The 12,099-nt window shown below is 63.9% G+C and carries 10 protein-coding genes and 1 tRNA gene; 6 read left to right on the top strand and 5 right to left on the bottom strand.

Translation table 11 applies throughout. The features are described from left to right. Positions 1 to 53: 53 nt before the first annotated feature. The 3 genes from ACR652_RS18110 (at position 54) to ACR652_RS18100 (ending at position 3,601) form a co-directional block, all read left to right on the top strand. Positions 54 to 130, top strand: a tRNA-Met gene (locus ACR652_RS18110). A gap of 481 nt (positions 131 to 611) precedes the next feature. Further along, the gene (locus ACR652_RS18105; RefSeq protein WP_434507879.1) at positions 612 to 2,144 is read left to right on the top strand and encodes a glycosyltransferase family 2 protein; all 1,533 of its coding nucleotides are present in this window, start codon (positions 612 to 614) and stop codon (positions 2,142 to 2,144) included. 209 nt (positions 2,145 to 2,353) lie between these two features. Continuing rightward, positions 2,354 to 3,601, top strand: a complete 1,248-nt coding sequence (locus ACR652_RS18100) for a hypothetical protein (RefSeq protein ID WP_434507878.1) — start codon at positions 2,354 to 2,356, stop codon at positions 3,599 to 3,601. Positions 3,602 to 3,653: 52 nt separating this feature from the next. Here ACR652_RS18100 and ACR652_RS18095 read toward each other — a convergent pair whose 3' ends face one another. Next, positions 3,654 to 4,952, bottom strand: a complete 1,299-nt coding sequence (locus ACR652_RS18095) for a hypothetical protein (RefSeq protein WP_434507877.1) — start codon at positions 4,950 to 4,952, stop codon at positions 3,654 to 3,656. Then, positions 4,924 to 5,577, bottom strand: coding sequence for an ABC transporter ATP-binding protein (locus tag ACR652_RS18090; RefSeq protein WP_434507876.1), 654 nt, complete (start codon positions 5,575 to 5,577; stop codon positions 4,924 to 4,926). Before ACR652_RS18090 ends, ACR652_RS18095 begins: the two co-directional genes overlap by 29 nt. A gap of 54 nt (positions 5,578 to 5,631) precedes the next feature. On the opposite strand from ACR652_RS18090, the gene ACR652_RS18085 reads away from it, so the two are divergent. Together ACR652_RS18085 and ACR652_RS18080 are read left to right on the top strand one after the other, a co-directional pair. Continuing rightward, positions 5,632 to 6,003, top strand: a complete 372-nt coding sequence (locus ACR652_RS18085) for a hypothetical protein (RefSeq protein ID WP_434507875.1) — start codon at positions 5,632 to 5,634, stop codon at positions 6,001 to 6,003. Further along, positions 5,972 to 8,095 (top strand): rhamnosyltransferase WsaF family glycosyltransferase, encoded by a 2,124-nt coding sequence (locus ACR652_RS18080; protein ID WP_434507874.1) that lies wholly within the window; start codon positions 5,972 to 5,974, stop codon positions 8,093 to 8,095. The genes ACR652_RS18085 and ACR652_RS18080 overlap by 32 nt, the downstream gene beginning before the upstream one ends. On the opposite strand, the gene rfbD is transcribed toward ACR652_RS18080, so the two are convergent. The 3 genes from rfbD to ACR652_RS18065 form a co-directional block, all read right to left on the bottom strand. Beyond that, a complete protein-coding gene (gene rfbD / locus ACR652_RS18075; protein WP_434507873.1) occupies positions 8,067 to 8,957 on the bottom strand; it encodes a dTDP-4-dehydrorhamnose reductase in 891 nt (296 codons plus the stop codon). The genes ACR652_RS18080 and rfbD overlap by 29 nt on opposite strands. Before the next feature lie 194 nt (positions 8,958 to 9,151). Beyond that, complete coding sequence (locus ACR652_RS18070; RefSeq protein WP_434507872.1) at positions 9,152 to 10,456, bottom strand: UDP-glucose dehydrogenase family protein; 1,305 nt, start codon at positions 10,454 to 10,456, stop codon at positions 9,152 to 9,154. Next, positions 10,453 to 11,073 carry a hypothetical protein gene (locus ACR652_RS18065; protein WP_434507871.1) on the bottom strand — a complete coding sequence of 207 codons (621 nt, stop codon included), beginning with the start codon at positions 11,071 to 11,073 and terminating at the stop codon, positions 10,453 to 10,455. Before ACR652_RS18065 ends, ACR652_RS18070 begins: the two co-directional genes overlap by 4 nt. Between ACR652_RS18065 and ACR652_RS18060 the strand changes: the two genes are divergently transcribed. Further along, positions 11,066 to 12,079 carry a fatty acid desaturase gene (locus ACR652_RS18060; protein ID WP_434507870.1) on the top strand — a complete coding sequence of 338 codons (1,014 nt, stop codon included), beginning with the start codon at positions 11,066 to 11,068 and terminating at the stop codon, positions 12,077 to 12,079. The genes ACR652_RS18065 and ACR652_RS18060 overlap by 8 nt on opposite strands. The last annotated feature ends 20 nt before the right edge of the window (positions 12,080 to 12,099 follow it).

The raw sequence follows: 12,099 nt of genomic DNA, 5'->3' as shown, positions 1-12,099 counted from the left end.
CCAATCCAAAAAAGCGCCGCTCCAAATCGCGGCGCTTTTTAGCGTCTCCCTGCCGCGGGGTGGAGCAGCCCGGTAGCTCGTCAGGCTCATAACCTGAAGGTCGCAGGTTCAAATCCTGCCCCCGCATCCAGGGACTTTCTTCCTTCTACCTTGACCCAGACAGTGACGGGCGCCTACTCTGGCCCCCGAAACGCCCGGCCATGGTCGTTTCTCTCGAAATCGCCGCGGTCAGCAAGAGGGCGCCATTGTTGCGTTTGCACGTCGGGCGCCGGCGCAGCGCCAAAAATCACAGACAGGACCCGGTCAGCGCCGGGGCGCCAGAGCAAGGATGGCGCCGCCTGCAGGAGCAGGACAGACTCAGCCGCGGGGCCTTTGTAAAAATTGTTTACGCCGTAGACTCCTCCGAGCCCCCAGTTCGACCCTTGCTTCGTTTTTGGCTCGACGCCGAGCGTCGGCGTGACGTGATTTTACCCGCGCCGACCGATGGCTATGGAATCTGGATCGGTCAGACGCCACGGCGCTGGACAGATGTCTGGATCAGCCCAACAGGCTCCTCGCCGGCCCCTCCCATTCGAATCATCGAAACACGCGCTCTGCCCCTCCGCGACATTGTGCGCCGGGCTTTCCGCAATCCGCGGCGCGTGTTTTACGCCGTGTTTGCGCAACTCCTTCGGCTCCAGGACGAGGCAGATCTCAATTGGCGCTGGGCGCTGGGCGCGGAGCCCGCAACGGACTATGCAACATGGCTGTTGTCTCGCCGGTGCGAACCCTGCGCGCAGAGCGTCGGCGGCGGCCGGGAACTCTTCACCCTTTTGCTCGACGTCGGCGGAGCCGACGCGCACCAAATCGATGCGAGTTGCGAATCGATTCTGCGTCAGTCGCATCAGGGCTGGCGCATATGTCTTGTCGGAGCCCCGGCGAACCCCGAAGCAGCAGAGCGCGTCGCCTCCTGGAAGCAAAAGCTCGGATGTCGTCTTGCCGACGGGCGCGAGCAGATCGACGGTTCGTCGCTCATTGGCTGCTTCCGGGCTGGCGATGTGATGAGTGATGCGGCTCTGGCAACTTTTGCCGCCTGTTTCGAACAGCGTCCCGAGATGACTCTCGCCTATTGCGACGAGACAAGGATCGATCATTCGGGACGGTTGACGCGGATTTGGCGGCCGGGATGGAGTCCCACGCTTCAGCGCTCGGTCAACTATATCGGACGCGCGGCGGTTTTTCGCCGGCGTCTGCTTGGTGAGGATGATGACTGGCGGGGCCGTGAGCCGGATGCCCTGATCGAGCGGCTGGTTTCGCGCAGCGGAAGCAGCGTCGGGTCAATCGCGCGGCCGCTCTTCACGTTCCCAACGGCGCCGTCTCCGGCGCCGAAGGCGGCCGAGTCGATTTACAGCGGGCCGTCTCCCCTGGTCTCGATCATCATTCCGACCCGCGACAGGACCGATCTTCTGGAGCCGTGCCTGGAGAGCGTCTTCGCGAGAACGCACTACGGCAATTACGAAGTGATGCTCGTTGACAATGGCAGCAGGCAAAGCCGAACACATGCGCCGATCGGGCGGATGCAGCGGGAACAAACGCGCTTCAAGCTGCTAAGGTCTCCAGGCAGGTTCAACTTCTCGGCGCTTTGCAACGCCGGCGCGGACGCCGCTGCTGGGCGTTATCTTCTGTTTCTCAACAATGATACGGAGATCGTGACGCCGGACTGGATCGAACGCCTTCTCTTTTTCGCGACACAGGCGGGCATTGGCGCGGTTGGCGCAAAGCTGCTGTTTCCTGACCGCACCGTGCAACATGTCGGGGTCGTGCTCGGCATGGGCGGCGTCGCGGGCCACTTCGGCGCGGGGTTGAAGGAAACCGCGCCGGGATGGATGGGGCGCAATCTCTATCCGCATGACGTTTCCGCCGTCACGGGCGCCTGCCTCATGGTGGAGCGGCGGAAATTCGAGGCAGCAGGAAGATTTGACGAAGAGAATCTGCCTGTCGATCTGAACGACGTGGATCTTTGCCTCAGACTGTCCGAGAAAGGCTGGCGCTGCGTCTGTCAATCGCAGGCCGTGTTGATTCATCGCCAATCGGCGAGCCGTGGCGGAGGGTTGCGGTTGCAGCGGGTCTATGCGGGCGAGAGGCGATATTTCATGGAACGCTGACGTTCCGCGATCCGCAACGACCCCTATTTCAACCCGGGCCTCTCACTCTACGCGAGCGAGGAAATGCTGCCGTGACGAGACGCTTGCTTTCGTAGCGGCCGGGGCCTAGCTTTCTCGAGCTTGACAGTTTTGCGCCGCGGGCCCCGACGCCGGGCGGGCGATGAAGGCGGATGAAACGAAACATCGCATTTGAAAGGGCGGGAGACTGGTTGCGCGACGCGCAAGCGCGCGGCGTCGCCCTTTGGCGCATTCTGTGGGGCGGCAGCCCTCTTGAGGCGGGCCGACGTAGTGTCCCCGCGCTGATGCAAGGCGTCGATTTCGTCACCGATGCGCTGGCCGCCGTACAGGTGAAGGGCGGGCTCCTCGGCGCCAGCTTCTGGGCTTTTGTCGTGGCGCCGACAGTCTGCTTCTGGCTTTATGCGGCGATCTGGCAATCGGAGCGCTTCGTCGCCGAAACCCGGATGACGCTGCGGGAAGCGCAGAGTCGCGAGCCGCCCAAGGGCGCCGAGGCCGCGTCGATCATCTCCAAGCTGAGCGGAGGCGCGGCGTCCCGGGACGCGCAGAACGCCTATATGGTGCTCGCATATGTCAAGAGCCGCGCGGTCATACAGGATCTCGGCGGCCGGTCGTATTTCGAGCCTGTCTTCGCGAAGCCGGTGATCGACTATTTTTCCCGTCTCGACCGCGACGCGACGCTCGAGGATGCGTGGAAATACTGGTTGTCGCGCATTTCGGCCAGCGTTGAAAACATATCGGGCATTCTGACGCTGCGGGTCGAGGCGTTTCGTCCGGATGAGGCACAGAAGATCGCCAGCGATCTCGTTCGCCTGAGCGAGGACCTCGTCAACAAGATGACAGTGCGCAATCGCGCAGACTCGCTTGCGCGCGCCGAGAATGAGGTTGTCGCGGCGCGGGAACGACTGGCGCGGGCGAGAGAAAAGACGCTGGAGTTCCGAAACAGCAATGCGCTTATCGATCCCGGCGCCCGCGCGACGAGCCTTGGCGAATTGATCGGAAAGCTGACGCTCGAACGCATCGACCTCGTCAACGCCCTGTCGACCGTCTCCTCCTCGCTCGCCGCGGACGCGCCGAGCCAGCGGCTCCAGCGCACGCGTCTGGCGGCTGTCGAGAAGCAGATCGCGGAGCTTCGAAAGAAGCTGACGGACGACCAGGGGGCGGGGGCTGTTTCCGAGCAGATCGCAACCTACGAAAGCCTCAAGCTCGATGAGCAGTTCGCCGAACGGCTCTATTCGATCGCCAATTCCGCTTATGAAAACGCGCGGCAGGATCTCGAGCGCCAGCAACTTTATCTCGTCACGATCGTGCCGCCGACGCTCCCGGAGGCGGCGACCTATCCCCGGGCGGCCGCCAATACAGCGCTTCTCTTTTCCTCGCTGCTGATTGCATGGGCCATCATTTCTCTCCTCGTCGCGAGCATCGAGGATCAGATGACGTAAGGCCTCGCGCGGCGACGCCCTTAATTGGCCATGCGTTCACTTCGCCATGCGTTCACTTCGCCATGTGATCGCGCATCATCATGGCCACGCCTACGAGAAGACCCCAGATCAGAACGGCGGGTCCGACGATGATCAACCATTCAAGCCAGCGGCGCGGGTAGATCGCTTTCTCGGCAAGCGACGGACGCAGAAAGAGCGCAAGATAGGCGCGTTGCCGCTCGAGATCGATGCGGGCGGTTTCATAGGCTGACGCCGCGAGCGAATATTGCTGCTGAGCGAATTTGAGAGCGACCTCGGGCGACGAGAGGGCGCTCGCCCTGTGGGAAAGCGCATTCCTGTTTTCGGCGCTGGCGATCTCCAATGTGTAATCGGCGATCTGCTTTCTCAGACTGTCCCCCCGCGCGGTGAGCAATCTGCCCTGCGGCGATCCCTCGCTGGGAGCGGCGGTGCGAAGAGCCGCGAGATTTTCTTCCGTCTCGGCGAGATCAATACGAAGCTGGGTCAGAACCTTGTTGATCGCCTCGGCGGCGGCGGGCGCGTCGAGCACGCCCTCGGCGTTACGCGCGTCCCGCATTGTCGCGGCGGCGGATTTGAGTCTGTCTTCAGCCCGCGTCAGTTCCGCCTGCGCATGCGTGACGGCGTCGCGGTGCGTGCGTGTCGACAGTTCGTTGACGAGCTTTTCCGAAAGATCGACGACCTTCTCCGCAATCGTGAGCGAGTCGCGGGGGGTGAAGGCGCGAATGTGAATGGAGACGATGCCCGACATCATGTCGACTGTCGCGTCGACGCGCTTCTTCCAGTATTTCTCAAGCGTTTCGATCGGGTCCTCGGGATCGAAGCGGGAGAAGTAATCGCCTCGCGCGAACATGTGTCGAAGATCAAGCGTCTTGTCCAGCGCCTCCACCATGGCCCGGCCAAGGATGTAGCGCACGATGACCTGCGCGTCCTGCATCTGTCGCCCGTCCTGCGCCGAGACTCCGAACGCCTGGAAGGTTGGGCTGTCCGAGGATTGCAGAGCGAATTTCGCCTCGGTCACATATTGCCGGCTCGCGATGAGGCCCCAATAGACGGAGGAGACCAGCAGGGGAACGCCCACGATGCAGATGAAACTCGCCAGAATGGCTGAGCGGAACAACCTCTCGCCCGGTCGCGTCGCATAGGCGCCGCCGGCGACAATGCTGACGGGCGCGCGGGATTTGTTCGCCGCCGCTTTCAGCGCCTTCGAGATGTTGCGCGCGATGGCGGCCGCCTGTTCGGCCGGAAGCGCGACATGCGGCGGCGAAAAGGCGATCTGCCGGGTCGCGTCGATCTCGCCCGGCGCGTCAGGCGTTGAGTTTCTTGTAGAGTTCAATCGCGTCGTCCAGATTACGGAAGATGTGCATCTGCCCACCCGCGAGCACGATGCCGTGATCACAATAGTCGCGCATCGTTCCGATGACGTGAGAGACCATGATGACGTCGGCCTTTTGTCGGCGTCTGTCGAACTCCTCCCTGCACCTCGCCGCGAAGCGCGCGTCGCCGACAGCCCTCGTTTCGTCGATGAGATAGCAGTCGAAGTCGATCGCGAGACTGAGGCCGAAGGCCAGGCGCGCGATCATGCCCGACGAATAGGTGAGGATGGGCATATCGAGATAGGCGCCGATGTCCGCGAAATCCTCGACGAATGCGATTGTCTTGCGCGGATCCTGACCGTAGACGCGCGCCACGAATTTCGTGTTTTCGCGTCCGGTGAGCATCGGGTGCAGACCCCCGCTGAAGCCGAGCGGCCAGGAGACGCGCGCCCTGCGACGCACGCGGCCGCCATTCGGCAATTCGGCCCCCGCGAGGAGCCGCATCAAGGTGGACTTCCCGGCGCCATTGACGCCGAGCACGCCATAACTGCGGCCCGACCGGAAATCGATGGAGACATGGTCGAGCACGACCTTCCGGCGCCCATGCGTGCGGTAATATTTGTAAACATCCTCGAGCTGGATCATCGGACCATCAGCATGCTGGCAGAATAAGCTTAATCTGTAATATACGAAGTCCGCATGAAAGAGGAAACGACCTTTCGGGCGGCTCGCCGGCATTTGCGCAATGGCTGGGCTATTCTGACGACGCGGGGCGCGGTCGCGCTCTTCGGCGCCGCCATGCGGGAAGCGGCGAAGCTCATCGACTCGCCCGTGGGCGTCTTCCTGCCGCCCAGCCGCCTTTATAGGGACGGGCCGCGGTTCTGGCGACGACATGGCGCGCGGGGAACGGTCGGGGCCGTGTTGCGGCAGCTTGCGGCGACCTACGATCCACCGCTCGGACGGCGCCGCAATCCTGTCAACGATCCGTTGCGCGCACAGGCCGTCAGCTATTGCTACAGTTACGAACTGATCGGGCCGGATGGCGTCGTCCCGTCGAGACGGCTCGAATGACGCCGATTTCGCGCTGGAAACGCCCTTTCGCCATGCGCCGCGGCCCTTGTGCGGCGATCCGATCGCGGTGATCGCGCATGTCTTCTACCCGGAGATTTTGCCGCTCCTCCTGGAGAAACTCGCAAATATAAACAGGGAGGCCGATCTCTTCATCTCGACCGATACGGAGGAAAAGAAGCTGCGTCTGGCGCAAGAGACACGCGACTGGGCGAAAGGGAGCGTGGAGATTCGCGTCGTGCCCAACAGAGGGCGCGACATCGCGGCGAAGTTCATCGGGTTCCGCGACGTCTACGATCGCTACGATCTCTTTTTACACTTGCACACCAAGCGCTCCCCGCATGGCGGCGCCGCGCTGGCGCGCTGGCGCGACTATCTTGTCGACACTCTCGTGGGATCGCCGCGGATCGTGGACTCGATCCTCACCCTTTTTGACGATCCTCGCATGGGCGTTGTCTTCCCGCAGCATCTGTTCGAACTCAGGGGCGTGCTCAATTGGGGCTATGATTACGATCTCGTGCGCGGCCTGATGAAGCGCATGGGCGTCGCCATCGACAAGAATCTGGTGCTGGAATTTCCGTCCGGCTCGATGTTCTGGGGCCGCAGCGCAGCCTTTCGGCCGCTTCTGGCTCTCGGGCTCGATTTCGCGGATTTTCCCGAGGAATCCGGAGCTGTCGACGGCACGCTGGCGCATGCTGTCGAACGCGTGCTGCTGATGGTGGCGGAGTCGGCGGGGTACGAATGGCTCAAGGTCGCGCGGCGCGACCTCTATCCGATGCCGCAGAGCGTGCTGCCTGTTCATCGCCCGGAGGATGTGGGGGCGCATCGTCTGAAAGTCTTTCGACCCTGCCTCGCGTCTGTCGACGACAGCCCCCGCCCGCAGGAGAAGGGCATTGTCGAAACGCGGCCGCTCTTGTCCTATCCATCGCGCAACGCGCGCCCGCGCCTCAATCTGCTGACGCCGACGGTCAATCCCGACCAGACCTTTGGCGGGGTGTCGACGGCTCTGCATGTCTTCGATGGTCTTGCGGCGGCGCTCGGAGACGGCTGGGACTGCCGCATCGTCTCGACCGACGCGGATATCGGCCCAGAGGCATACGAAAAATTCGCGGGCTATGACCCGACGCCCTACGCCGCCAGCCTCGATCACGGGCGCCGGCTTCTCGTCGACGCCTTTCAGCGCGAGGGCGGGCGGCTGGATCTGCGCGCGACGGACATGTTCGTGGCGACCGCCTGGTGGACGGCGATTCTGGCGCGCGGTCTCGAGCGCGACCGGGCGCGTTTCTTCGGCGGCGCCTTGCCGTTCGTTTACGTCATTCAGGATGACGAACCTTATTTTCAGGGCCGCGGCGCGCGCTCCGCGCTGGCGGCGTCGACCTATCGTCACCCCAGGGAGACCATCGCCGTCATCAATTCCGAAGAGCTGTTTGGCGCCATGAACGAAAGATATGGCTTTTCGGAAAGCTATTGTCTTCCTTACCGCATGAATGCCGAGATCTCGGCCGCCCTTCGCGCCGCGCCGCGCGAGCGGCTGATGCTTGTTTATGGACGGCCGCATGTCGCTCGCAATGGCTTTGAATTGATCTGCGACGCAATCTTTCGCTGGCAGCAACGCGACCCCATACGGGCGAGCCGCTGGCGGATCGTCTTCCTTGGCGAGGAGTTCCCCGCGTCGCAGCTTTATCCGTTGCAAAATGCGGTGGTGGCGGGGAAGGTCGATCTTGCTCGATATGCGGATTATCTCAGTCGCGCGAGCATCGGCGTCTCGCTGATGCTCTCGCCCCATCCCAGCTACCCGCCGCTCGAAATGGCGGAAGCGGGCCTGCTGACGATCACCAATGATTTCGAGGGACGCAGCCTGCGACAGCGCTTCGACGACATCGTCTGCGTCGAGGCTCCAGAGCCGCTGGCGCTGGCCGACGCGATCGAATCCGCTGTCGAGCGCATGGAGCCGGTGATTGGCCGCCTCACGCCGCGCCGGGAGCGAGTGTCGCCAAAGATGGACGCTTCCGCGCTCTTCGACGCGGCGCGTCTCGCGGAGCGGCTGCGCGGCGCCGCTTCCGCAGTTACCGGGGCTGCCCCACCAGACGCGTGACGCAGCTTTCGAGCGATTGGCGCCAGGGCGGCAAGGCGACGCCGTAACGCTCGGCGAGTTTCCTGTTGTCGAGGCGCGAATTGGCCGGCCGGAGCGCGGGCGTCGGATAATCCGCGGTGGAGATGCGCCGCACCCGCACGGGCCGCCGCCCGCATGTTTGCGCGGTAGCGAAAGTCGCCTCGGCGAGGTCCGCCCAGCTCGCCTCGCCCGCCCCGGTGAGGTTGAAAACGCCGCGCAGCGACGCGGCCGGATCGTCGACGACGCGTCGCGCAATCAGCAGGAGCGCGTCGGCGATGTCGATGGCGCTTGTGGGATTGCCCACCTGGTCCGCGACGACAGCGACCTCCTCGCGCGTTTCGCCAAGGCGCAGCATGGTCTTCACGAAATTGGCGCCGAAGGGGCTGTACACCCAGGCGGTGCGCAAGATCACATGGTTCGGGTGGATCGCCCGGATGGTCTCCTCGCCCGCCAGCTTCGAGCGGCCATAGGCGCTGGAGGGTCCCGTCGGATCGTCCTCGCGATAGGGGCGCGCAAGGGTTCCGTCGAACACGTAATCGGTGGACAGATGCAACAGCGGCGCATTCAGTTCGGCGGCCGCTTCGGCGACATGGCCGGCGCCCTCGCCGTTGACGCGCATGGCGATGTCGGCTTCGCTTTCGGCCTTGTCCACGGCGGTATAGGCGGCGGCGTTGATGATCACGTCGCAGCGGGCGTGGCGCAGGCTGGCGAGAACGGCGTTCCGCAGCCCGAGGTCGAGTTGCGGGCGGCCGAGGGCGGTGATTTCAACGTCCTTGCCAGCGCGTTCGATCAGCGCGCTGACGACCTGGCCGGTCAGGCCGGTGACGGCGAGACGGAGCGTCATACAAGCGTCCCCGCAGGAGAAACGATGACGCTGAGTCTACGCCGGGGAGGCTCCGCGCGGCAAGACACGCGGAGCGCGAGCGCTTTCCGCCGAAGGGGACATCGGTTGGGCGCAAGAAAGCGCGACAGGACAAAAACAAGAGCCCCGCTCTGAATCGATCCGAGCGGGAATGCTCCAGGCGGCAAGACGGGCGCTTATTTGCGCCCGACGCTGACATATTCGAACCCGCGCTTACGCACGTCGGCGGGGCGGTAGACGTTGCGCAGATCGACGATGATCGGCTGCTTCAGCAGGCTTTTCACGCGATCGAGGTCGAGCGCGCGGAACGCGTCCCATTCTGTCACGATCGCGACCGCATCCGCGCCCTCCAGCGCCGAATAGGCGTCGTCGTGGAACGTCACTTCCGGCATCAGCGGCCGCGCCTGTGTCATGCTTTCCGGATCATAGGCGTGCACGTCCGCGCCATCGCCGGCCAGCGAGGCGACGATCGCCAGCGAGGGCGCGTCGCGCATGTCGTCGGTGTTCGGCTTGAAGGCGAGGCCGAGCAGCGCGATCTTCTTGCCGCGCACCGAGCCGCCCAGCGCCACGATGATCTTGCGCGCCATGGCGCGCTTGCGGGCGTCGTTGACCGCCACCACCGTCTCGACGATGCGCAGGCTCGAGCCTTCGTCCTGGCCGGTCTTGATCAGCGCCAGCGTGTCCTTGGGGAAGCAGGAGCCGCCATAGCCAGGCCCCGCATGCAGGAACTTGCCGCCGATGCGCTTGTCGAGGCCGATGCCGCGCGCGACCTCCTGCACGTCCGCGCCCACCTTCTCGCACAGATCAGCAATCTCGTTGATGAAGGTGATCTTGGTGGCGAGAAAGGCGTTGGCGGCGTATTTCGTCAATTCCGAGGTGCGGCGGCCGACGAACACCAGCGGCGGCGCATTGAGCGACAGCGGCCGGTAGATTTCCTCCATGACGTCGCGGGCGCGCGGGTCCTCGACGCCGATGACCACGCGGTCGGGGCGCTTGAAATCCTCGATGGCCGCGCCTTCGCGCAGGAACTCCGGGTTGGAGACGACGGCGAAATCGGCCTTCGGATTGACGTCGCGGATGATGCGCTCGACCTCGTCGCCGGTGCCGACGGGCACGGTGGATTTGTTGACGACGACGGTGAAGCCCTCCAGCGCGCAGGCGATGGTCTTGGCGGCGGCGTAGACATAGGAGAGGTCAGCGTGACCGTCGCCGCGGCGCGAGGGCGTGCCGACGGCGATGAAGACGGCGTCCGCGCCCTTCACGGCGGGTCCGAGATCGGTGGTGAAGGACAGGCGGTTCTGCTTGACGTTATTGGCGACCAGCTCGTCGAGGCCGGGCTCGTAGATCGGAATCTCGCCGCGATTGAGACGCTCGATCTTGCCGGCGTCGGAATCGACGCAAATCACTTCGTGACCGAAATCCGCAAAGCAAGCGCCAGAAACAAGCCCCACATAGCCGGAGCCAATCATCGTGATTTTCATCTACGGGAATTCCTCTTGGAGAGAAGCAAGCAGGCGCGGACGGGCTGGGCCACAGTCATTGTTTCTGACGCCGGCTTTGTCAATGTCGCGCCGGCGTGATCTCGGCTTTTCGCTGTTTTCTCAAACTGTTCCGCGCCTGTCGCCATCTGGCCGCCCGTTGCGGCCATGATGCCCTTACGACGCCCGCAAAACAGTTTTTTGAAAACCCGCCCGGCGGGCGGGCGGGGCGACGGACCCGCGCCGATTCGTCGCAGGCGGCGATCGGCGCCAACAGTAAGCTTCGCCTCGCCGCGCCGTCTTCTTCTGTTGCGGCGCAGCAAATGCGTCAGCCTATACGATTCCAATGCAATGGAGTACGGATGGATGGCCGGCGCGTCACTGTTTTGACGGGGCGCATCATCTTGGGTCGCTCGGGACGAATTCACCGTTCCCGACGGATTCGATTTGACAAGCGCGGAGCTATAGCCGATTGAGACGGCGCGGCAAAAGAGAAAACAGCGAAAACAAGCCTGTAACAGGCGCTGCGGGGAAACATTGAGCGACACGATAGAGATGGTTTCCGGATCCCACAAGTCGTGCGGTCCGGATGCGCGAGCGCTGGCGCAACGCATGGCCATGTTGAAAACTCAGGCGCGCGAGAAGGGGTATTTCAACGTCCCCGTTTGGGAGCAGGCGTTCCGGTGCGTCGAAATGGTCGGCGTACCCGTCATTGCTTTCTATCTCCTGTCGCAGGGCGGCCTGATGGCGGTCGCCGGCGGCCTGCTGCTCGGGGTCCACTACCCGCGCACGGCTTATCTGGGTCACGATCTCGCGCATAACCACTGGGGTCCGCGCGACGACGCGAAGCCGACCTTGATGCTCCGCGCGGTCGCGCTGTTCCAGGGCTTCGGCGCCTCGTGGTGGGTCGAGAAGCACGAACTGCATCACTCCTTCCCCAACGCCTGCCGCATGACCGACGGGGTGCTGACGCCGATCGACGGCGACATCGACTCCGTGCCGTGGATCGTCTGGGACAAGTCGCTGATCAAATATAACGACACGGCGCGCAAGTCGGGCTTCGAGAAGCTTCTCGCCTTTGTGATGCCGCGCTTTCAGGTGCCCCTGTTCTTCCCGTTGCTGTCGCTCGCCCGGTTCAACTGGAGCTGGCAGAGCATTGAGACAGCGGCGCGCCGGCAGAGGAACATCGAGGCCGCGCTATGCGTCGCGCATTGGGTCGTCGGCCTGACGCTCGCTGGCCTGCTGACGCCGGGGCCGGCCTGGACCGGCTGGCTGTGGTTCCTGTCCGCGCAGCTCCTGGGCGGTTTCATTCTGGCGTTCGTTTTCGTGCTCAATCACACGGGAATGGAAATCTATGACGCGACCGAGGCTCAGGGGTTCTATGACCGCCAGGCCCGTTCCACGCGCAACACGCCCAGCTCGGTCGTCCTCGACTGGCTGACCGGCGGTCTCAACAGCCAGATCGAGCATCACATGTTCCCCACCATGGCGCGCCGCAATCTTCCCAAGATGCGCGAAGCCACGCGCAGGGCCATGCAGGAATGCGGCAACGCCTATGAAGAGCTCAAGAACGGCGAGGCGATGCGCGCCGTCATCGGGGCGCTCAGCGAAGCCGCCAGAGCCTGATCCATCTCGCGCCGCTCGGT

It is taken from the genome of Methylocystis sp. (assembly GCF_051061225.1).
Classification (GTDB): Bacteria; Pseudomonadota; Alphaproteobacteria; order Rhizobiales; family Beijerinckiaceae; genus Methylocystis.
The sequence above is the reverse complement of the archived record's forward strand: the minus strand, read 5'-3'. Positions and strand labels throughout refer to the sequence as shown.

What these genes read in the sequence shown, in the direction of transcription:
- ACR652_RS18090 (WP_434507876.1), bottom strand. Translation starts at nt 5,577, where the DNA reads ATGATCCAGCTCGAGGATGTTTACAAATATTACCGCACGCATGGGCGC.
- ACR652_RS18085 (WP_434507875.1), top strand. Translation starts at nt 5,632, where the DNA reads ATGAAAGAGGAAACGACCTTTCGGGCGGCTCGCCGGCATTTGCGCAAT.
- ACR652_RS18080 (WP_434507874.1), top strand. Translation starts at nt 5,972, where the DNA reads ATGGCGTCGTCCCGTCGAGACGGCTCGAATGACGCCGATTTCGCGCTG.
- rfbD (WP_434507873.1), bottom strand. Translation starts at nt 8,957, where the DNA reads ATGACGCTCCGTCTCGCCGTCACCGGCCTGACCGGCCAGGTCGTCAGC.
- ACR652_RS18070 (WP_434507872.1), bottom strand. Translation starts at nt 10,456, where the DNA reads ATGAAAATCACGATGATTGGCTCCGGCTATGTGGGGCTTGTTTCTGGC.
- ACR652_RS18060 (WP_434507870.1), top strand. Translation starts at nt 11,066, where the DNA reads ATGGCCATGTTGAAAACTCAGGCGCGCGAGAAGGGGTATTTCAACGTC.
- ACR652_RS18065 (WP_434507871.1), bottom strand. Translation starts at nt 11,073, where the DNA reads ATGGCCATGCGTTGCGCCAGCGCTCGCGCATCCGGACCGCACGACTTG.